Source organism: Kordiimonas aquimaris (genome assembly GCF_025574485.1).
Classification (GTDB): Bacteria; Pseudomonadota; Alphaproteobacteria; order Sphingomonadales; family Kordiimonadaceae; genus Kordiimonas; species Kordiimonas aquimaris.
This window is the reverse complement of the sequence record NZ_JAOBPO010000001.1, coordinates 275,889-295,392: the sequence shown is the minus strand read 5'-3', so window position 1 is coordinate 295,392 and position 19,504 is coordinate 275,889. Positions and strand designations below refer to the sequence as shown.

General features: G+C 46.3%; 22 protein-coding genes and 1 tRNA gene. 14 read left to right on the top strand and 9 right to left on the bottom strand.

The features are described 5' to 3' along the window. Window positions 1-38 precede the first annotated feature (38 nt). Window positions 39-422 carry a DUF427 domain-containing protein gene (locus OEU88_RS01410; RefSeq protein WP_262693313.1) on the top strand — a complete coding sequence of 128 codons (384 nt, stop codon included), beginning with the start codon at window positions 39-41 and terminating at the stop codon, window positions 420-422. A 2-nt stretch (window positions 423-424) separates the two neighbouring features. Here the strand turns inward: OEU88_RS01410 and OEU88_RS01405 are convergent, their stop codons facing one another. The 5 genes from OEU88_RS01405 to OEU88_RS01385 all read right to left on the bottom strand — a co-directional run bounded on the left by OEU88_RS01405 (window position 425) and on the right by OEU88_RS01385 (window position 4,826). Next, window positions 425-1,753 carry an O-antigen ligase family protein gene (locus OEU88_RS01405; protein WP_262693312.1) on the bottom strand — a complete coding sequence of 443 codons (1,329 nt, stop codon included), beginning with the start codon at window positions 1,751-1,753 and terminating at the stop codon, window positions 425-427. A gap of 69 nt (window positions 1,754-1,822) precedes the next feature. Continuing rightward, a complete protein-coding gene (gene wecC / locus OEU88_RS01400) occupies window positions 1,823-3,055 on the bottom strand; it encodes a UDP-N-acetyl-D-mannosamine dehydrogenase (protein ID WP_262694172.1) in 1,233 nt (410 codons plus the stop codon). Next, window positions 3,048-4,169: a non-hydrolyzing UDP-N-acetylglucosamine 2-epimerase gene (wecB, locus tag OEU88_RS01395; RefSeq protein WP_262693311.1), complete on the bottom strand. Its 1,122-nt coding sequence runs from the start codon at window positions 4,167-4,169 to the stop codon at window positions 3,048-3,050. Before wecB ends, wecC begins: the two co-directional genes overlap by 8 nt. Before the next feature lie 150 nt (window positions 4,170-4,319). Further along, a tRNA-Ala gene (locus OEU88_RS01390) sits at window positions 4,320-4,395 on the bottom strand. 107 nt (window positions 4,396-4,502) lie between these two features. Further along, entirely contained in the window at window positions 4,503-4,826 is a 324-nt protein-coding gene (locus OEU88_RS01385; protein ID WP_262693310.1) for a TIGR02300 family protein, read from the bottom strand. A gap of 153 nt (window positions 4,827-4,979) precedes the next feature. Between OEU88_RS01385 and aroA the strand changes: the two genes are divergently transcribed. Then, window positions 4,980-6,269: a 3-phosphoshikimate 1-carboxyvinyltransferase gene (gene aroA, locus OEU88_RS01380; protein ID WP_394805217.1), complete on the top strand. Its 1,290-nt coding sequence runs from the start codon at window positions 4,980-4,982 to the stop codon at window positions 6,267-6,269. 13 nt (window positions 6,270-6,282) lie between these two features. On the opposite strand, the gene OEU88_RS01375 is transcribed toward aroA, so the two are convergent. Next, window positions 6,283-6,702, bottom strand: a complete 420-nt coding sequence (locus OEU88_RS01375) for a VOC family protein (RefSeq protein WP_262693308.1) — start codon at window positions 6,700-6,702, stop codon at window positions 6,283-6,285. A 144-nt stretch (window positions 6,703-6,846) separates the two neighbouring features. Here OEU88_RS01375 and OEU88_RS01370 point away from each other — a divergent pair, with 144 nt between their 5' ends. The 6 genes from OEU88_RS01370 to pyrF all read left to right on the top strand — a co-directional run bounded on the left by OEU88_RS01370 (window position 6,847) and on the right by pyrF (window position 11,714). Further along, the gene (locus OEU88_RS01370) at window positions 6,847-7,131 is read left to right on the top strand and encodes a YciI family protein (RefSeq protein WP_262693307.1); all 285 of its coding nucleotides are present in this window, start codon (window positions 6,847-6,849) and stop codon (window positions 7,129-7,131) included. A 74-nt stretch (window positions 7,132-7,205) separates the two neighbouring features. Beyond that, window positions 7,206-7,847: a (d)CMP kinase gene (cmk, locus tag OEU88_RS01365; RefSeq protein ID WP_262693306.1), complete on the top strand. Its 642-nt coding sequence runs from the start codon at window positions 7,206-7,208 to the stop codon at window positions 7,845-7,847. A gap of 189 nt (window positions 7,848-8,036) precedes the next feature. Continuing rightward, window positions 8,037-9,737 carry a 30S ribosomal protein S1 gene (gene rpsA, locus OEU88_RS01360; RefSeq protein ID WP_262693305.1) on the top strand — a complete coding sequence of 567 codons (1,701 nt, stop codon included), beginning with the start codon at window positions 8,037-8,039 and terminating at the stop codon, window positions 9,735-9,737. 436 nt (window positions 9,738-10,173) lie between these two features. Next, the gene (locus tag OEU88_RS01355) at window positions 10,174-10,452 is read left to right on the top strand and encodes an integration host factor subunit beta (RefSeq protein ID WP_262693304.1); all 279 of its coding nucleotides are present in this window, start codon (window positions 10,174-10,176) and stop codon (window positions 10,450-10,452) included. Window positions 10,453-10,544: 92 nt separating this feature from the next. Then, window positions 10,545-10,904 carry a hypothetical protein gene (locus OEU88_RS01350; protein ID WP_262693303.1) on the top strand — a complete coding sequence of 120 codons (360 nt, stop codon included), beginning with the start codon at window positions 10,545-10,547 and terminating at the stop codon, window positions 10,902-10,904. An 84-nt stretch (window positions 10,905-10,988) separates the two neighbouring features. After that, the gene (gene pyrF / locus OEU88_RS01345) at window positions 10,989-11,714 is read left to right on the top strand and encodes an orotidine-5'-phosphate decarboxylase (protein WP_262693302.1); all 726 of its coding nucleotides are present in this window, start codon (window positions 10,989-10,991) and stop codon (window positions 11,712-11,714) included. On the opposite strand, the gene OEU88_RS01340 is transcribed toward pyrF, so the two are convergent. After that, a complete protein-coding gene (locus OEU88_RS01340; protein ID WP_262693301.1) occupies window positions 11,704-12,291 on the bottom strand; it encodes a TetR/AcrR family transcriptional regulator in 588 nt (195 codons plus the stop codon). The two genes, pyrF and OEU88_RS01340, sit on opposite strands and share 11 nt — an antisense overlap. A gap of 102 nt (window positions 12,292-12,393) precedes the next feature. Between OEU88_RS01340 and OEU88_RS01335 the strand changes: the two genes are divergently transcribed. Then, window positions 12,394-13,020, top strand: coding sequence for a glutathione S-transferase family protein (locus tag OEU88_RS01335; protein WP_262693300.1), 627 nt, complete (start codon window positions 12,394-12,396; stop codon window positions 13,018-13,020). A 73-nt stretch (window positions 13,021-13,093) separates the two neighbouring features. Beyond that, window positions 13,094-13,771 carry a cupin domain-containing protein gene (locus tag OEU88_RS01330; RefSeq protein WP_262693299.1) on the top strand — a complete coding sequence of 226 codons (678 nt, stop codon included), beginning with the start codon at window positions 13,094-13,096 and terminating at the stop codon, window positions 13,769-13,771. Window positions 13,772-13,798: 27 nt separating this feature from the next. Here OEU88_RS01330 and OEU88_RS01325 read toward each other — a convergent pair whose 3' ends face one another. Next, on the bottom strand, window positions 13,799-14,197 hold the full coding sequence (locus OEU88_RS01325) for a DUF3052 domain-containing protein (RefSeq protein ID WP_262693298.1): 399 nt from the start codon (window positions 14,195-14,197) through the stop codon (window positions 13,799-13,801). 146 nt (window positions 14,198-14,343) lie between these two features. Between OEU88_RS01325 and OEU88_RS01320 the strand changes: the two genes are divergently transcribed. Together OEU88_RS01320 and OEU88_RS01315 are read left to right on the top strand one after the other, a co-directional pair. Continuing rightward, a complete protein-coding gene (locus OEU88_RS01320; RefSeq protein WP_262693297.1) occupies window positions 14,344-15,300 on the top strand; it encodes an aminotransferase class IV in 957 nt (318 codons plus the stop codon). Continuing rightward, complete coding sequence (locus OEU88_RS01315) at window positions 15,297-16,043, top strand: sulfotransferase-like domain-containing protein (protein ID WP_262693296.1); 747 nt, start codon at window positions 15,297-15,299, stop codon at window positions 16,041-16,043. The genes OEU88_RS01320 and OEU88_RS01315 overlap by 4 nt, the downstream gene beginning before the upstream one ends. 97 nt (window positions 16,044-16,140) lie before the next feature. Here the strand turns inward: OEU88_RS01315 and OEU88_RS01310 are convergent, their stop codons facing one another. Beyond that, window positions 16,141-17,034 (bottom strand): LysR family transcriptional regulator, encoded by an 894-nt coding sequence (locus tag OEU88_RS01310; RefSeq protein WP_262693295.1) that lies wholly within the window; start codon window positions 17,032-17,034, stop codon window positions 16,141-16,143. An 84-nt stretch (window positions 17,035-17,118) separates the two neighbouring features. Between OEU88_RS01310 and OEU88_RS01305 the strand changes: the two genes are divergently transcribed. Together OEU88_RS01305 and OEU88_RS01300 are read left to right on the top strand one after the other, a co-directional pair. Continuing rightward, entirely contained in the window at window positions 17,119-17,757 is a 639-nt protein-coding gene (locus tag OEU88_RS01305; protein ID WP_262693294.1) for a class I SAM-dependent methyltransferase, read from the top strand. Window positions 17,758-17,866: 109 nt separating this feature from the next. Beyond that, entirely contained in the window at window positions 17,867-19,426 is a 1,560-nt protein-coding gene (locus tag OEU88_RS01300; protein ID WP_262693293.1) for a bifunctional metallophosphatase/5'-nucleotidase, read from the top strand. Window positions 19,427-19,504 lie beyond the last annotated feature (78 nt).

Here is a 19,504-nt window from a genome sequence, read left to right as displayed (position 1 = left end):
TTGATGTATGTTTTGACTAAAGAGCATGAGGAGTTTGTATGACTGCAAATAGTAATTCTGGGCCTGGTTATCAAAAACATCCAGATTACAGGGTGGATATTTTGCCTCTTAAAGATACAGTTCGTTTTTTTGTTGGAAGCAAGGCGATAGCCGAGACACAGAAGGCCTTGATAATAGAAGAAACCGGGATAGCGCCTGTATATTATATTCCTTTATCAGATCTTATATCTGGGTATTTTCTCAAAAACTCACATGAGACCTATTGTCCGTTTAAAGGGGTCGCGCGTTATTGGGATATATGCATAGACGGTAATATTATTGGGCAAGCTGCATGGGGTTATGATAAACCCTATGATGAAGTTGCCATTCTCTCTGATTATGTGGCTTTTTATCGCGATAAAGTAAGCATTGTTGTTGACTAAAGCTATGACTGCGCAGCTCTTTTACATCGGATAGCAATAGCCATGCTGGCTGCTAGTACTGCAAGCCAGGTATATGACACGGCGGGCATTTGCAGAGAGAAGTCGACAAGCGCGTGCAGGCCAAGCTGTATTGTTACTGAGATGCCGAGGGCAATGAAACTACGGTGCTGGGCACCGTACTTAAGTGCGCCGGATAGCGTAAAAATAGGCATTATACAGGCTAATACAAGAATGATGGCTGCTGGTATGCCAGCTGTCAGTGCGATTTCAAGATAGTCGCTATGTGCACGGTCAAAATATACGATAACGTCTGGGCCCCTGTACGCCTGAAACACCTCATCGAATGTGCCAAGGCCAAAGCCTGTAAGCGGACTGTCCATAATAGCATTGATCATATAGGGATATGCTTTGAAGCGCATATCAAGTGTTGCATCTGCTTGTAACCGTTGATCCAGAATTTCGCCGCTCAAGGTGAAAATGCTACCACTCAATACAATAAAGCCAATCACGATTAATCCTGCTTTTAAGGTGCCGCCTCCTTCTTGCTTGTAACGGTTAGGGCTTAGTAAAAGCAAAATGAATACGCCAGCAACGGCAGCACTAAACCCGGCACGTGAACTTGTAAGCAATAACGCACTTGCAGTCAGAAAAATAGCTAGTGGTAACCACCAAGCTTTGACCATCATTGTTTCAAGTATATGACGATAAAGTTCGCGACCTGTGCGACCTTCTGCTAGCTCATCCTGTGCCCAGAAAAAAGCGTAGGCAATAAGGCATTGCAATCCAATGGCAGCGTAGCTTGCAAAACTGTTCCTATTCACAAACGTGCTAGTGAGAGAATTTAGATTTGCCCATTTTTTAAACCAGAGAATCGTATCGTTACCAGAAACATATATGATAAAGCCGTATGCCGCATAAATGGCAATTATAATGCCTATGTTTTTCAGAATGTTTACGGCTTTATCCCTGCGTGAACAAAAAGAAAATACACACAAGAAAAATACCAAATGCGATAGAAAATAGATTGTATTGGAGACGGTCAGGGCAGGGTTAACCGAAATACTCTCTGTAGATGCAAGACCTGCGATTGAAGCCCCAGCTGCAGTATAGAAGTATGCTTGAATAAAACCCCACACTACGAACAGCATTGCTAAGCTTGCTGGCAAGCTAATAGCTAATGGCCAACTGGGCGTTTGGTTGCGGTATGATCGTACAATACAACCACATGCGATAAGGCCAACGACAATAACCCATGTCCATTGCCATGTGGGCCTTGCGCTAGCGAAAGGTAGCGCAGATAAAGCAAGAAGCATGTATATTAAAAACCGCATAGTTTTCCCTACAGCAGCAATTGGCTAAGGCTATTATTTGTACATGGAAGCACAGTGTATTTTATATCCTTAAGTCCATATGCCTCTTGTATCTACAATAATTTTCTCTGCTCGTTTACCTGAAGGTAGGCGTTTAAACTCGAGGTGGTCGACGAGTAAAACTAAAATGTCTGCGCGTTCGACTGCATCCATAAGTGTTGTAAGTTGCAGGCCTGTTTTACTTAATTCTTCTGGCAGGATATCAATATTTGGTTCAACAGCCAAAATGTCACAATCAAGTTCTGATGATAATTGCGTTGTAATATCAAGAGCAGGGCTGGAACGCAGATCATCAATATCAGCTTTAAAAGAAAGCCCCAGGCAGGCAACTGTTGGGTTTTTAAAGCGAGCTGCTGCACGCTTTACTTTATCAACAACTGTTCGAGGTTTACTGTCATTTACTTCCCGTGCGGTGCGGATTAATTTTGCTGTGTCGGGAACAGCATCTACAATAAACCAAGGGTCGACGGCGATACAGTGGCCACCAACCCCTGGACCGGGTTGCAATATATTGACACGTGGATGACGGTTGGCCAATCGGATCAGGTCCCAAACATCTATGTCTAACTTGTCGGAGATAAGCGATAATTCGTTTGCGAATGCAATATTGACATCGCGAAAAGCATTTTCGCTTAATTTAGCCATTTCTGCAGTACGCGCATTTGTAAGGTAGCATTCACCTTTAAGGAAGGTTTCATACAAATCCTGTGCATGTTCTGCGCATTCTTCAGTAATACCACCAATAATGCGGTCATTCTGTACCAGTTCTATCAACACGCGACCGGGCAAAACGCGTTCTGGGCAATGCGCTGCATAGTATGCTGTTCCGGCACCACCGGCAGCTTTGAGGTCTGGACGTGCTTCTTCAAGCCATGCAACCATTTTGTCGGTTGCTCCAGGTGGCACTGTCGACTCGAGCACTATCAAGTTGCCATTTTTAACATAGGGAGCGATGGATTTAATTGCTGCCTCAACGAAACTAAGGTCTGCAGCATGGTTGTCTTTGAACGGTGTGGGGACGGCGATAATAAAAGCATCTGCTTCAGCAGGGGTTGTTTGCGCTTTTAAGTTACCGTTCGAGACAACACCTTGCAGCAAACCATCCAAATCCACCTCTACAATATGAGCTTTGCCGGAGTTAATGGTTTTAACGGCCGCATCATTTACATCAACGCCAGTCACCTGCGTGCCGGTTTTGGCAAAAACGGCCGCTGTTGGCAGGCCAATATAACCAAGCCCAACGACACAAACACTATTAAAGATATGCATTAACTACTACTTTCAAAATTTGTTGGGCGGCGGTGCCGTCACCGTATGGGTTATGTGCTTCTGTCATGGTTTTATAGTGATCGTGGTCATCCAGCAATCGGGTTGTTTCAGTAATAATAGTATCCTGGTTAGTGCCAACAAGCTTGACAGTGCCTGCAGTTACGGCTTCCGGACGTTCTGTGGTGTCGCGCATTACAAGTACGGGCTTGCCAAGGGAAGGTGCCTCTTCTTGCACACCGCCAGAATCGGTCAATATCAGGTAGCTACGGTTCATAAGATACACAAAAGCCGCATAATCTTGCGGTGTAATAAGGTGGATGTTTGGGTGTGCAGAGAGATACTTGTGCACAGGCCCTTTAACATTTGGATTAAGGTGCACGGGGTAGAGAATTTCAACATCATCGCGCTGGGCAATTTTCGCTAGTGCAGCGCATATATTTTCAAAGCCACCGCCAAAACTTTCACGGCGATGACCTGTTACGAGAATGAGTTTCCTATTTGAGTCCAGGAAAGAAAAGTGTTTATCAAATTCAGCAACAGTTCCTTGGTTCCCAAGTATGCGGTCGCGTGCCATGAACAAAGCGTCAACTACGGTATTACCTGTTACCGTAACTTTGTTAGGGTCAATATTCTCTTTAAGAAGATTATCGCGAGAGCCGGTGGTTGGCGCAAAACAATGCGCAGATAAGTTGTCAGTAATCAACCTGTTGGCTTCTTCAGGCCACGGTGAGTAAAGGTTATGTGTGCGCAAACCTGCTTCTACATGCCCTATGGGGATTTGCTGGTAATAGGCTGCCAGAGAGGCTGACATTGTGGTGTTTGTATCGCCGTGAACCATCACGAGATCAGGCTTTTCGGCTTCGAAAACATGTGTGAGCCCAGTTAAAATGCGCGCGGTCACGTCGGCCAGTCCTTGCGCCTCTTTCATGATGTTTAAATCATGATCAACATGGACATCAAAAAAGCCAAGTACTTGGTCAAGCATACCTCTGTGTTGTGCCGTTATGCACACTTTGTTTTCAATGCCTGACGCCGCTTCAAATGCATGCACCACCGGCACCATCTTGATTGCCTCTGGGCGTGTGCCAAAAACCTGAAGAACTCTCATAAATGTATCAACCCTCTATAATGATTAAGACATACACCAGAGACATCGGCACAGGCAATGTCAGGATTTTAATTTCAATGAAAAATGGTGGCGCCGCCGGTAGTTTTAATTAGCTGCTCGGCAAAGACAAATGATTTAGTGTTATGGAAATGGTGGAGCCGAGGGGGATCGAACCCCTGACCTCTACGCTGCCAGCGTAGCGCTCTCCCAGCTGAGCTACGGCCCCGCACCTGAGACTAGGTACTCTTATCAAGTTGCGATCAATACGTGCAAGCCTGAATCTAACTTAACGCATATACGCGGCAAACATAAGCTCACCGCGTATGACAATCGCTAGGTATCTTTATCAGTTAACGATGTATCGACAATTGCGGCAACGTCATCATCATCGTCATCATCAAGGCTGATGCTGTCAACGTCATCGTCGTCATCGTCCAGATCGATCGAGTCGTCTGTCAAATCATCTTCAGTTTCATCCTCAGCCTTCTTTTCTGGCTCAGGTGTAGCAACAATTGGTTGCTTCGTTTTCAGAATCGGTTCCGGAATCCACTCATTGCCACAGGCAATGCAGGTTACAGGATTGTTGTTTCCAAGGTCATAAAAGCGTTCGCCGCATTTTGGGCAGGTTTGCTTAGTACCCCATTCAGGATTAGCCACGTTTCTCTCCTTGCATTTTCATGCGGTTTGCAGCAAAGAATTTGGCGCATCACTTGCCATGATCGTGCGCGCCTGTCAAAGCTTTACTGTGCAAATTTATCACTAAATGGAAACTTCACCTTGACCAACCTTATTTCTAGCCGTGCCAATACCATGAATGGTCAGGCGTCTGTGCCGGGCGACAAGTCCGTTTCGCACCGCTCATTGATGCTGTCAGCTCTTGCTGTAGGTCGCAGTGAAGTGCGCGGCCTTCTCGAAGGAGAAGATGTGCTAGCAACTGCAGCTGCTATGCGTGCTTTTGGCGCAACTGTGAACAGACTGGATGCCGGCCATTACGAGGTTTACGGTATTGGTGTTGGTGGCTTAATGCCTCCGAGTGCTGTTATTGAAATGGGTAACTCAGGTACATCGACGCGGCTTCTGATGGGGTTGATTGCGAGCCACAATATAACAGTGAGGTTAGCTGGTGATGCGTCGTTGTCCGGTCGACCAATGGGGCGTGTTATAACGCCGCTAGAGCAGGTTGGTGCTGTTGTTGAGGCGTGCGAGGGTAAATATTTGCCGCTGACTATAACGGGTACAGCGGATCCTATGCCGCTTGATTACACACCGCCCATGGCGAGCGCTCAAGTGAAATCTGCTGTGATGCTTGCTGGTCTTAACACGCCAGGCCATACCATCGTGCGTGAAAAAACACCGACACGTGATCATACGGAGCGCATGCTATCAGCAATGGGTGCCGATGTTCGAGTTGTGAATGAAGATGGCTACCGTGTTGTAACGCTTGTTGGACAACCAGAACTAAACCCAATTAACATTCATGTGCCGGGAGATATTTCTTCAGCGGCATTTTTGCTTGCTGCTGCTACTATGGTGCCTGGGTCTAATGTAAAGCTGTTAGGTGTAGGCATTAATCCACTACGCACAGGTATCGTTGGCGCATTAAGGGCCATGCGTGCCAATATTTCCATTGAAAATGAACGTATGCTTGGTGGTGAACCTGTTGCAGATATTCATGTGGTATACTCGCCGCTACAATCTGTAAGTGAAATACCTATTGAGCCATCAACCATGATTGATGAGTTTCCAGTATTATTTTGCGCTGCCGCTACAGCAGTTGGTAGCAGTGCGTTTACTGGCTTGTCAGAGCTGCGCGTTAAAGAATCAGACCGCATTGCAGTCATGGCAAAAGGATTATTGGCAAATGGTGTGCATGTTGAGGAGTTGCCAGACGGGTTGGTTGTTCATGGTCAGGGCGGACTTGTGCCTGGTGGCAGTACAGTCCAGACCCACCTAGACCACCGAATCGCCATGAGCTTTGCAGTACTCGGCCAAATGGCTGAAACACCTATTACTATTGATGATGCTAGCCCGATCCAAACAAGTTTTCCGAATTTCATCGAGCTTATGATCAGCTTGGGCGCCGGCCTTTCGCTTGGTTAACTGTTAGTTCAAGCTAAGCTGTATCGCGGTTAAACTGTGCGAAGGTGAACTTATGTTCACCGGGGCCTTCGATGCCGATTTCCTTTGAGCCATAAAAAGTTTCACGCCTTTCCATAAAAACAGCATGCCCATCAAGCGCTTTAATGACAGAATCCAAATCGCTCACTTCGAGGAACATCATGGCAGTTGTGTCGCCGTTTGGCAGCATGTTTTCATCATCATTGCGAATGCTCACAATGCTTTGGAACATGATTTGGGATTTGCCATTTTCCATAATCACGAACCCTAGCGGTGTTGTCGGGTCAGTTGGATCCTCGCTTACTTCGTTCGTCCGGTGAAATCCGATTTTTTCAAAAAATACAGCGCTAGCTTCCACATCATTCACAGGCAACACAGCGGTTATAGTTGTAATGTCGGGTATAATGTTAGTCACAGCAGCCTCTTTAAAGTTTCGTTGCAGGATGTTCTTTGTTTGTTCTCTTTAGTATATTATGTCAAACGAGTCTATCACTTATCAATGCAGGGTATTTATATGAGAGTGTTTTTGGTTAGATTATCTGGCAAACAAGGGCATCTTATGAACAATGAATTGCTGGAAGCACATGTAAAATATTTGCATATACTAAGCGAAGCAGGTCATTTGCGTTTTTGTGGACCATGTCTAGATGATTCTGCGGTCATGATACTATCTGCAAACGACATGGATGCTGTACGTGGATTGGTGGAAAATGATCCCTTCTCAGGAGTAAATTATTACGCTGAAAGAAAAGTGATTGAGGTTCAGGAAGCGACGCCAGGGAATGACTTCTTACTGGGGTGGTCGCAGGACAAAATGGCCATTACAGCGACACCTTCAAACTAAAAATTAAAATAATCTAGCTAATGCCTGTGAGACTTTTTAAAAGACACTAGGTTTGAACTTACAGGTGATTCGCGTTGATTATTGCAATTGATGGCCCTGCTGCGGCAGGTAAAGGCACATTGGCACGCCGTTTAGCTGATTATTTTAACTATGCATATTTAGATACAGGTGGTTTGTATCGCGCTGTAGGGTTGTCGATGTTGCGAGCTGATGTTTCACCAGAAGATGAGGTGGCGGCTAGTAAGGCCTCTCTATCTCTCAATTCTGCACTTTTCACGGATACTGCTTTGCGGGATGAAGCAACCGGTACAGCTGCGTCCAAGGTAGCAGCAATGCCTCAGGTTCGCGCTAACCTGTTGGAGTTTCAGCGTAAATTCTCACAATTACCGCCTGACGGCAAGCGTGGCGCTGTTCTTGATGGGCGTGATATAGGCACAGTTGTATGTCCAAACGCAGACATCAAGTTTTTTGTAACAGCTAACCCGCAAGAGCGTGCGCGCCGTCGCTATACAGAAATTACAGCGCGCGGTGAAACCGCTGATTACAACGAAATATTGGCCGATGTACAGGCACGTGATGCGCGTGATATGGGCAGAAAAGATGCACCATTGGTCGCGGCTGCAGATGCGCACTTGCTAGATACCACCGAATTAGATATAGACGCCGTGTTTTTAAGGGCCGTTGCTCTCATAGAAGAGAAGCAAAAGCCCCAATAACCGAAGATACTGCTGATGCAGCCCCATGCTGGCTTGGAAACAGGATAGCATGCTGGCTTGGTTTTTGTCGTATTTGAGGCTTTCGGACCACAGAAAAAAGCGGAATGGTTCCGCTTTTGAGAAACCCGGAAGAAGACCGTCGGAGCCAACCGACAGGCACGAATAAAAAGAGATTTGAAAGGACACTACATGTCTGAAGCGGCAACTATGCCAGGCCTCTCTGATTTTGAGGCGCTTCTTAATGAAACAATGCCAGCGGACACCGGCTTTGAAGGTCAGGTTGTTAAAGGTACTGTTGTTTCTGTCGAAAATGATTTTGCAATTATCGATATCGGTCTTAAAGCCGAAGGTCGTGTGCCGCTGCGTGAGTTTGCGGCTGCAGGTCAAAAAGCTGAAATCGCTGTTGGCGATGAAGTTGAAGTTTTTGTGGATCGCGTTGAAAACGCCCTCGGTGAAGCCATTCTGTCGCGCGACAAAGCGCGCCGCGAAGAAGCGTGGACTGATCTTGAGAAAGCCTTTGAAGGCGATGCACGTGTAGACGGTGTTATCTTTGGCCGTGTTAAAGGTGGCTTTACAGTTGACCTTAACGGTGCTGTTGCGTTCCTGCCTGGTTCGCAGGTTGATATCCGCCCTATCCGTGATGTAACACCTTTGATGAACATCAAGCAGCCATTCCAGGTGCTGAAGATGGACCGTCGTCGTGGCAACATTGTTGTATCACGCCGTGCTATCCTCGAAGAAGATCGTGCTGGTCAGCGTGCAGAGCTGATGAACCAGATCAAAGAAGGTGATGCAGTTGATGGTGTCGTTAAAAACATCACTGATTACGGTGCCTTTGTTGACCTCGGTGGTATTGACGGCCTGTTGCACGTTACAGACATTTCATGGCGCCGGGTTAACCACCCAAGTGAAGTACTGACGATCGGTGAAACTGTTAAAGTTCAGATTGTGCGTATTAATCCTGAAACACAGCGCATTAGCCTTGGTATGAAGCAACTTGCGGACGATCCGTGGGATGCAATTGAGGCGAAATACCCAATGGGTGCCAAGTTCAGCGGTAAAGTAACCAACATCACTGATTACGGTGCTTTTGTTGAGCTTGAAAACGGTGTTGAAGGCCTTGTTCACGTTAGTGAGATGAGCTGGGTTAAGAAAAATGTTCACCCTGGCAAGATCGTTTCAACAAGCCAAGACGTTGAAGTTATGGTTCTTGAGGTTGATCCTTCCAAGCGTCGTATCTCTCTTGGTCTGAAACAGTGTGGTGAAAACCCATGGGAAGCATTTGCTGCCAAGTACCCACAGAACACAGAGATCGAAGGCGAAGTGAAAAATATCACTGAGTTTGGTCTGTTTATCGGTCTCGAAGGCGATGTGGATGGCATGGTTCACCTGTCTGATCTTGATTGGGACCGTTCTGGCGAAGACGCTATTCAGGACTACAAAAAAGGCGACATGGTAAAAGCTGTTGTTCTTGATGTAGATATGAAGAAAGAGCGTATTAGCCTTGGTATCAAGCAACTTGGCGGCGATCCGTTCACTGATGTTTCAAGCAAGAAACGTGGTGAGCAAGTAACCTGTGTTGTTAAGGTTGTTAACGAAAACGGTATCGAGGTTGAAGTTGGCGACACGGGTGTAACAGCCTTTATCCGTCGCAGTGACCTTGCACGTGATCGCGGTGACCAACGCCCAGAGCGTTTTGCTGAAGGCGACAAAGTTGACGCGATGGTAACTGGCGTTGATAAGTCTAGCCGTAAGCTGAACCTGTCTATTAAGGCACTTGAAGTTGCTGAAGAAAAAGCAGCAGTTGAGCAGTATGGTTCTGCAGATGCTGGTGCAAGCCTTGGTGATATTCTTGGTGCTGCGCTTGAGAAAGCCAAAGAAGACAAATAGTCTTCACACAATAAAATAGTAAAAGGCCGTTCCCGCTTATGGGTGCGGCCTTTTTTATGCGGTCGCAGACAGAACATCACGGGTTTACCCGTGGATATCTATTGGCCGATTCGCAGTAATGGTTGTTTGGCTTATGATAAAGTGATCATCGTATGCTGTGTATTTCAGGTGAGAGAATCACCCTGAAACAGGTTCTGATGTTTCATGCTTTTTCCAGCCCAACGCGTCAAAAACCTATAATTTGACGTCTTTTAGCGCTTACGTTTTGCTAATTTCACACGAAAGTGTAGGTTGATATGCGAAAAAGCCCATAAAACCCCTTTTCATAGAAAGGCTTATCTTGACGATTGCGCTATGTAATGGCACGCTTTCATCAAATATTAAGGGTGACTTTGTTAAGAGTGGGGTCAATTAAGCACCTGACGGGAGGACGTTTATGATCAAGTCCGAGTTGATTGCGAAAATTGCGGAAGCAAATCCGCATTTGTATTACCGCGATGTTGAACGCATTGTTTCAAAGATTTTTGATGAGATAACGACAGCTTTATCCAATGGGGATAGAGTTGAATTGCGTGGTTTTGGCGCATTCTCAGTTAAGGATCGTCCAGCACGAATTGGACGCAATCCAAGGACTGGTGAAAAAGTAGAGGTTGCAGACAAGCGTGTACCCTATTTCAAAACCGGTAAAGATTTACGTGAACGCTTGAATAAGTAATAATATGACTATTTGTAAGCTGAGAGGCTGAACGCGATTGTTCAGCCTTCATTCGTTTCAGCTTTATTTTTGCCTAAGGTTATTACGGCTTAATGTTTACAACATTGTGGATATTTGTGCGGCGATTACTGTGGGGCGTGCTCGCGCTTTTTTTAATCCTGTTCGCGGTGAATAACAGAGAAAGCGTTGTTCTGTCACTGGAGCCGCTTGGCTTTGTTGGTCCTATGCCTCTGTTTGTTTTGCTATTCATCGGCGTGTTTATTGGTCTTATTAGTGCTGCGGGTGTGACGGGTTGGTTACGATTACAAGGATTTGCCCGCCGCCGCAAAGCTGAAAGGCGCGCTGATCATTTGGAAGAGCAAGTTACAGCTTTAAGTGAAGATGCACACCAGCACCGTGCTAATAAAGCACATGCTGCGGCAACAGACGCAGTAAGCATTGGCGATAAATAATAGTCTTGTTATTTGCTAGGCTGTGGCGTTAGAAAGCAGGCGTAGCTGAATTGCGCCAGCCTTGGCCTTCGTGAAAGATATCCCATGACCTCTTTTATTCCACCTCATGAACGTATTTTCTGCGCACTTGATACGGTAGATGTTGGTGAAGCTGTATCTCTGGCAGATAAACTTAGGGGTGTTGTTGGCGGTATTAAGTTAGGTCTGGAATTCTTTTGTGCAAACGGAGCGGATGGTTATAAGCGCGTGCATGAAATGGGGTTACCTATTTTTCTGGATCTGAAATTTCATGATATCCCAAATACTGTTGCAGGAGCCATTCGCGCTGTGGCGCCCCTCGCCCCGCATATTCTCACTATCCATACGCAAGGTGGGCCTGAGATGATGCGCCGTGCATCGGAAACAGCGCGCGAAGAAGCTGGTAAATTAGGCATTTCTCCCCCTGCCGTTGTTGGCGTAACAATTCTGACTAGCCTTGATGAAACTGACTTGGATGCTATTGGGGTTTCTGACAGCGTGCCCGGTCAAGTTGGCCGTTTGGCTGCTCTTGCTACGAAATGTGGCTTGGACGGGATGGTTTGTAGTCCTAAAGAAATTGAATTGGCACGTTCGGTCACCAATGCAGATTTTAAACTGATTGTTCCAGGCATTCGCCCGGCAGGGGCAGCTATCGGCGATCAAAAGCGGGTTATGACACCTATAGAAGCGGTAAACGCTGGTGCGGATGTCCTTGTTATTGGGCGGCCAATTACGCAGGCTGTTGATCCAGCCGCTGCTGCACAGGCGATTGCTACACAACTTAGCCTTTAAACAATGATTGCCGGAATTCTTCGGTTTGGATTTGTCCCTTTAGAAGATTTGCAGCTGCAGTAAACTGTGTGTTGTCGTTCATAGCCACCGACATTGTCATTGCCCCTTGTAGTACGCTAATTGTAAAAGTGGCGAGAGCATCAATGTCTTTCGTCATACCTTTTGGGTTCAAGGCGGTGCGTGCCCAGGCTGACAAATCAGTAAAATATACGTTTACTTCATGTGCTACCTTGTCCGGTAATGTATCTGCTTCAGAGCCCAGTACACAACAAAGGCACACGCTGTCACTGCCTGTAAGGGCTGTTTCATATAGAGTTATCAGTTTTTCAATGGCTTCCACCATTGTGTATGAAGTTGGCTCACCCAAGTAATTAAGAATTTTATCCCTATAGCGGTTAACAACCGCCTCGCCTAAATCAGCTTTCTGGGGGAAGTGATAATGAACGCTTGCGCTTTTAATACCCACTTGCGTTGCAATGTCGCGGAAGCTGATGGCATCAAAACCGCCACGGCGCATGTGCATTTCTGCCACATCAAGGATTTCAATCGCTTTGGGTGCATATGTTGTACTTGTCATAATGTTTATTGTCTATCAGATGATAGGCTCTTGACAAGATATATATTTTAAAGTTAAGAACTTTTCATATACCTACTGATAGGTAAATGAAAAGGATGTAGCATGAAAGTATATGAATATAAGGGTTTTCCTAATCCAGCCCGTGTGCGGTTGGCTTTGGCTGAAAAGGGTTTGGTTGATGATGTTGAGTTCATTCACGTTGATGTGCCAGCAGGTGCAAGCCGTTCGCCAGAGTTTCTAGCAATTAATCCATCAGGTGCAGTGCCTGTGCTGGTTTTAAATGACGGTACAGTTATTTCTGAGTCTGCCGCTATTACTGAATACCTTGATCATTTGAGCGGCGAACCAACGTTGACCGGCTTAAATCCAAAGGAGCGTGGTATAATTCATATGATGCAGCGCAAGGTTGAAGACGGTTTGTTGGAAGCGGTAGCTGCATATTTCCATCATGCAACACCAGGTTTGGGTCCTGAAATGGAAACATATCAAAATGCAGAATGGGGACAGAAGCGCCGTGAAGTAGCAATGAAAACAATACAGTGGATGAATGCTGTACTTGAAGAGCAGGATTATCTCGCGGCAGACCGACTAACAGTTGCCGATATAACGGCGTATGCAGGGTTTGCCTTTGCTGATTTTGCCGAAATTGCCATTCCTGAAGAATGTTCGCATGTAATAGCTTGGCGTAACAGAATATCGTCCCGCGCAACTACAAGCATACTTGCGTAGAACTTAGTTGGTGAGCTTATAATAACTGAAGCTATAAGCCCACCAACATATTGCTTATCTGGAGTTTTGAACAATGGATTTAAATGCTGACTTTTTTGTTCGTGTGGCAATGCACACAGAAGATATTCCCTGGCAAGCGTCACCGATGAAAGGTGTTGATCGCCGCATGTTAGACCGATTGGGTGGTGAGGTTGCGCGTGCCACAACAATTGTTAGGTACGTTCCCGGCAGTCATTTTTCACCGCATGTGCATACTGGCGGAGAAGAGTTTATTGTTCTCGACGGTGTATTTCAGGATGAACACGGGGACTTTCCTGTTGGGTCTTATGTCCGAAACCCACCGACCTCTAAACACAAACCGGGATCTGAACCTGGCTGCACAATCTTTGTTAAGTTGTGGCAGTTTGATATGGAAGACCGCATTCATGTTAACATCAACATGAATAATACTGTTGCCAAAGCATCTAAAGACCGTGTGGGTGTATCGACCATTTCATTATTTCATGATGTCCGCGAACACGTACACATGGAAATGTGGAAGCCTGAAGTTTCAAACATGATAGAAACTCAAGGCGGTGCAGAAGTATTGGTTCTGGATGGTTCTTTTTCTGAATCTGGTGAAATTTTTACGAAGCACAGCTGGCTACGAGTACCTGATAATTACCCTCTTCATCTTGTCGCAGGTAAAGAAGGTGCAAAAATTTGGATCAAAACGGGCCATCTACGACATGTTGCTAGGCCCAGCTCTTAATTATTACGGAAACGTAATGAAAAGAGGCTATCGTAATCCCTTGCGAATCATAAGTTTGAGGCCAGACCACACATCATCAACGGCACATACTTTCACATCAACAAGGCCAAGAGGTAACGCAATTTCTCTAATGACACCTTCGGTCATAGTTGTAGGTACTTTCGATGCTTTCTTTGGCCAGGAAATCCAAACCATGCCATCGCGTGCCATGGCGTTTATCATGGTATGTATCGTGCTTGCAAACACGTCACGCTCGTAAAAAAAGGCATGAGTGAAATCTATATTTGACTTGGAAGCCTCTGTTACACATGTTGGCAATGGGCCTAGAAGCTTGGGAAGGTGTGTTGGTGCGTTAATAAAATGTACCCGCATGCCATCCTTGATGCCCAATTTCTTGATTAGAGGCGTACCTGAATACCCAGCCATATTTACCTCCTTAAAAATGAGCGTGCACCATTATTGGTGCTTAACTTAGCAGTATTATAAAAAGTTTTGTTGCCTGCCAGAAGTAATTGCCTGCGCGGGCAACTCCTTGTAACTTTGCCAAGTAAATTCAGCGAAGAGAAAAATATATGGCTCATGGCACTCATGATTATGAAGATGATCCGCGTAATGCCGAGATAAAAATCAACATTAACGGCGAATTATTTTCCAGAGATAACGCCAGAATATCCGTATTTGATAGCGGGTTCATTTTAGGGGATGGTGTTTGGGAAGGCTTGAGAGTGCATGCAGGTGTCGTTGTATTCTTGGGCAGACATCTAAAGCGGCTTTATGACGGCGCTAAAGCTTTAGATATGGCAATGTCGCTTTCTAAAGAGCAACTGGCTGAGCGTATTTATCAAACTATCGATGCTAATAACATGTCTGAAGGTGGACATATAAGGTTAATGGTAACGCGCGGTGTAAAAGCCACGCCTTATCAAGATCCACGCGTTACAATTGGTGACCCAACCATCGTTATTATCCCTGAGTTCAAGCTGCCGGTGCAGCAGACCCTTGATGAAGGTATAAAGCTGTTCACCGTTCATGTGCGACGCGGGTATCCTGATGTACAAGATCAAAAATTGAACTCGCATTCCAAAATAAATTGTATTCTTGCATGTATTCAAGCCACAAAAGCAGGCGCGGATGAAGCTCTCATGCTGGACCCGCACGGCTTTGTTGCTACCTGTAATTCAACGCATTTCTTTATTGTTAAAAACGGCGAAGTATGGACGTCAACCGGGCAGTTTTGTCTGGGCGGCGTAACGCGGGGTCTTGTGATTGAGGCGGCACGCAGTGCGGGCATACCGGTTTATGAGAAAAACTTTAGTCTGACAGATGTTTACAGCGCGGATGAAGCGTTTGTTACGGGAACATACGCTGGGCTTTCGCCAGTGCGCGAAATTGATGGCCGGATTATTGGCTGCGATTCGCATGGTACACCAAGTATCCTGGGCGGTATGCCTGGCCCAATGGTGAAAAAGCTGCGCGATGCGTACACAGCGCAAATAGACGGCGCAATTGAAGAAGGGCGTTCTGTTTGAGCAAGAAAAACGATATTTGCCGCATTGCGATGTGGTCTGGTCCGCGCAACATTTCCACAGCCTTGATGCGTGCCTTTGAAAACCGGCAAGACTGTACTGTAGTTGATGAGCCTTTCTATGCTTATTATCTGCATGAAACGCAGCTGGAGCACCCGGGGCGTGACAAAGTACTTGCAAGCCAACCCGCTGCTGCACAGGCTGTTATTGATCAATTGATGGCCCCCCTTGAGGGCGGTGTGCACGTTCAGTACCAAAAACAAATGAGCCATCATATTCTGGCTGAAACACCGCTTGGTTGGTTGAGTGGGGTGCATCATTGTTTCTTGCTGCGGGAACCTGCCGCCATGATTGCCAGTTATGTTAAAAGCCGGGCGGAAGTTTGCCTTGATGATATGGGTATTCTTCAACTTGAAAAACTGTATAACTATGTTGCAGATAAAACGGAAGTTACGCCGCTAGTGATCGATAGCGATGACCTGCTTAATAATCCGGCAAATATGCTCTCTGCCATATGTGAACGCATAGGTATTCCTTATACAGAGGCTATGCTGTCATGGCCGGCTGGCCCGCGTGATACAGATGGCGCCTGGGCTCCGTGGTGGTACAAGAACGTTGAAAAATCGACAAAATTTGAAATACGCAAGCCGTTTAACGGTAAGCTTCCAGCAGAATTACAGCGCATCGCAGACGCTGCACAACCAGCTTACGAGCGTCTTTCAGCACATAAGCTGATGGTGAGTTAGATAAGCTGTCTTCATGTGGAATTTACAGGTCATCCTTATTTAACAATTAAGGATATAGAAAGCTGCGGGAAGAGACCGTGGAGCCTGTATACTCAGATCACATTTCTTTAGATAAAAAGTCTGCCAAAAGATCAAATGTCAGACGAATACGCCGGCTGGTATAAAGCTCGCGGTGTGCAGTAAGCCATATGGGGAAAAGCATAGGGTCGCGGTTCGGTAAAACGCGCTCCATATCATGTGTAGTGTCACCTACATTGTTAGACATAACAATAATACCGAGGCCGTTGCGTGCCATCTCCCACGCAACCAAACCACTAGCGGAACCCACGCGGAAATTCTTTTTGCTAAGCTTAAGGCCCATTTGGTTTAATGCATCTATCATACGGGTGTTGTCGCCAAACCCTATGAAGTCATGATCTGATAGGTCATCCTCGGTTTCTGGTCGTCCGTATTTGTCGAGATATTGCTTTGATGCATAAAATGCCCCGGCTCCGTCTCCAATCAGTTTCGCTATCAGGTCAGGTTGTTCAGGTCGAACATGCCTGACAGCGATATCTGCCTCCCGCAATTGCAAATCCCGAATATCATTTGTCGCAACCACATTGATTTCTATGAGAGGCGCTGTTTCACGTAATTGCTTCAAGGCAGGCGGTAGAATATAGGCAGACATTATATCAGACGCAGTAATGTTGACCTTACCTTCGATAGTCTGAGACTGGCCAGATGCCGTAAGAGACATGCGACTGGCAGCCTCGTACATCGCACGAACATGTTCTGACAATTCAATACCGGACGGTGTTAGCACCAGAGACTTACCAATCCGCTCGAATAGAACCACATCCAGCGCTTCCTCCAGCGCACTGACCTGCCTGCCAAGTGTTGGCTGGGTCAAGCCAAGTTGACGAGCTGCAGCGGAAAGTGAGCCTTCCTCGACCGTAGCCAAAAAAGCGCGCGCTTGATTCCAATCAAATGATACGGAGCTCCAATTCATGCATTTTTGTATATCAAATGATGAAATTTAAGCAATTTATATTGGTAATGTGTTTATGTATTCCTAAAGAAAAGGAGAATAAGAATGCAAAATGCGGCAGTTTTTTGGGATAAAGTATCAGAGAAATATGCGAAAGCACCAATCTCTGATGAAGAGGCTTACCTCTATACACTGAATAAAACACGAGGGTATCTGAAAGCAACAGACCATGTTCTGGAAGTAGGCTGTGGGACAGGATCAACGGCACTATTGTTAGCGGAAAATGTCCGTGAGATTACCGCCAGTGATTTATCGGGTAAGATGATAGAAATTGGCCGAGCGCAAGTATTGCGTCAGGGCGTCTCTAACGTGAATTTTATTCAGGCGGATGTGTTGGATGCTGATCTTGTTACAGAGTCATACGACGCCGTTCTAGCCCATAATATGTTGCACCTTCTGGAGGACGCACCGGCAGCTCTTCAAGCGATTAAGGATCACCTCAAGCCTGATGGGCTTTTTATCTCCAAAACTGTTTGTAGTTTTGGGCAAGGTACGCCGATGAAATGGCGCTTATTGAAAATTCTCCTGCCAATAATGCAATTCCTGGGTAAAGCTCCTTATGTGAACTTTATGAAAGCAAAAGACTGGGAAACAATGATAGCAGATGCAGGGTTTAAAATTATTGAAAGTGGTAATTTCCCGAAAAAAGCACTGAGTCGCTACATTGTTGCGCGCAAAACGTAATAAGTCGCATCTCTCGGCTTTATAAAAGTGTGATGGAATGGCTGCCACGTAAAGAAAGCTTGTTTGTTATCAATTCTTCGCTTTTACTTGATGAAAGAGGAGAGTGTGGATGCCTAAACGTGCGATGCGGAAAGCATATCAAGTTGCAGTTCTTTTCATTTTTGTTGTTTTCCCGCCGCTTTCGCAGGCCGAAGATAAAAAGGTGACACTGCTTTTTACTAACGATGTGGAAAGTGCCTATGACCCTATTCCGGCTTTTTGGCTTGATGATCTGGATCGCATCGGCGGCATAGCCGAGATGACAACCCTGATTAATGAAATCCGCACTACTAATCCTCGTACATTTTTATTTGATTCCGGCGATATTTTTACAGGGGCGCTGGCCAAGGAAACGCAAGGTGCGCTCGCTTTCGATCTGATGGCCCTTATGGGGTATGATGCTTTGGGTATTGGCAACCATGAGTTTGAATATGGTGTCGAGGTATTTGGTTGGCAGAAGAACCGCGCGCCTTTTCCGGTCCTAAGCGCCAATATGTTTTACAAGGGCACAGACCATCCTTTTGCACAGGCACACACGATTATAGAACGTGATGGTGTTCGTATTGGTGTCGTTGCTATTATGGGACGTGATGCCGTTTCTGCCATTATTCCGGCGTTCATTGCGCCTCTTGATGTCACTGATGAGGCCGTCGCCGTGCAAAAGTCGGTTGATGCGATCCGTGATGAAGTGGACATCGTGGTTTTGCTCACGCATCAGGGAAAAACTGCGCCAATGCAAACAGATGCAGAAACGGACCCGCGTACCCAGCGTGATATCGATGCAGATATCCGCCTTGCAGGTGCCGTCACCGGTGTTGATGTGATGTTTTCAGGCCATGCAGATGCGGGCACACCAAAACCGGTTATTCATCCCGAAACCGGCACCATCATTATGCAAACATATGGCCAAGCAACACATCTTGGTTTTTTAGAGCTCACACTCGACTCGTCCGGAGCTATTCAAGCCCACGATGGGAAGCTTATTCCCGTGGATGCCAACCGGTATGCCCCAGACCCGGTAGTGCGAGAGAGAATCGCAGCAGCACGTGCCAGATTTCCGGCCTTGTTTGAAGTGATTGGCCGTTCAGACACCTATATGAACCGGAAATATATGGAAGAATCGACGCTCGGGAACTTGTTCGCAGACATTTTCCGAGAGAAGGCAGGCACTGATATTGCTTTCATCCACCCGGGCAGTTTGCGCAAAGATCTGCCCGCGGGTGATATTCGCCGCGTTGATGTTCTAGATGTCTATCCCTTTATTGATCATGTTTTGACAATGGAGTTGAATGGACGCCAGATCCGGGATTTGATTGAGCAATCCCTGACCTTCGAGCGTGGATTGCTGGAAATATCTGGTTTTGAGGTGACCTATGACCTTTCAAAGCCTGAGTATCAGCGGGTTCTATCCATTACGCGTGGTGGCAAACCCATCTTGCCAACGGATATTTTGAGTGCTGGCGCTCCTACAATCATTGCCAACGGTGCCGATTTATTCACTACCTTTACCGAGGCTGAGAAAACCGGCAATGCGGGTTTGATTTCAGAGATTCTGCTCGATTATTTTAGTGCCCAGGAACAGGTTGTTGCACCGTCACTGGGGCGGCAAAAAGACCTGACGCCCAAATAGGTTAAAAATTACGCTGAATCTGCTTGCAAAGCGCAGAAAACCACCCTATACACCCCCATTCGCGAGCGATCCGGCTGA

Bases quoted from the DNA above. Each gene is read 5' to 3' on its own strand.
- OEU88_RS01410 (WP_262693313.1), top strand. From the start codon at position 39: ATGACTGCAAATAGTAATTCTGGGCCTGGTTATCAAAAACATCCAGAT.
- OEU88_RS01405 (WP_262693312.1), bottom strand. From the start codon at position 1,753: ATGCGGTTTTTAATATACATGCTTCTTGCTTTATCTGCGCTACCTTTC.
- wecB (WP_262693311.1), bottom strand. From the start codon at position 4,169: ATGAGAGTTCTTCAGGTTTTTGGCACACGCCCAGAGGCAATCAAGATG.
- aroA (WP_394805217.1), top strand. From the start codon at position 4,980: ATGAATGGTCAGGCGTCTGTGCCGGGCGACAAGTCCGTTTCGCACCGC.
- OEU88_RS01370 (WP_262693307.1), top strand. From the start codon at position 6,847: ATGAACAATGAATTGCTGGAAGCACATGTAAAATATTTGCATATACTA.
- rpsA (WP_262693305.1), top strand. From the start codon at position 8,037: ATGTCTGAAGCGGCAACTATGCCAGGCCTCTCTGATTTTGAGGCGCTT.
- OEU88_RS01355 (WP_262693304.1), top strand. From the start codon at position 10,174: ATGATCAAGTCCGAGTTGATTGCGAAAATTGCGGAAGCAAATCCGCAT.
- OEU88_RS01350 (WP_262693303.1), top strand. From the start codon at position 10,545: ATGTTTACAACATTGTGGATATTTGTGCGGCGATTACTGTGGGGCGTG.
- pyrF (WP_262693302.1), top strand. From the start codon at position 10,989: ATGACCTCTTTTATTCCACCTCATGAACGTATTTTCTGCGCACTTGAT.
- OEU88_RS01340 (WP_262693301.1), bottom strand. From the start codon at position 12,291: ATGACAAGTACAACATATGCACCCAAAGCGATTGAAATCCTTGATGTG.
- OEU88_RS01335 (WP_262693300.1), top strand. From the start codon at position 12,394: ATGAAAGTATATGAATATAAGGGTTTTCCTAATCCAGCCCGTGTGCGG.
- OEU88_RS01330 (WP_262693299.1), top strand. From the start codon at position 13,094: ATGGATTTAAATGCTGACTTTTTTGTTCGTGTGGCAATGCACACAGAA.
- OEU88_RS01325 (WP_262693298.1), bottom strand. From the start codon at position 14,197: ATGGCTGGGTATTCAGGTACGCCTCTAATCAAGAAATTGGGCATCAAG.
- OEU88_RS01320 (WP_262693297.1), top strand. From the start codon at position 14,344: ATGGCTCATGGCACTCATGATTATGAAGATGATCCGCGTAATGCCGAG.
- OEU88_RS01310 (WP_262693295.1), bottom strand. From the start codon at position 17,034: ATGAATTGGAGCTCCGTATCATTTGATTGGAATCAAGCGCGCGCTTTT.
- OEU88_RS01305 (WP_262693294.1), top strand. From the start codon at position 17,119: ATGCAAAATGCGGCAGTTTTTTGGGATAAAGTATCAGAGAAATATGCG.
- OEU88_RS01300 (WP_262693293.1), top strand. From the start codon at position 17,867: ATGCCTAAACGTGCGATGCGGAAAGCATATCAAGTTGCAGTTCTTTTC.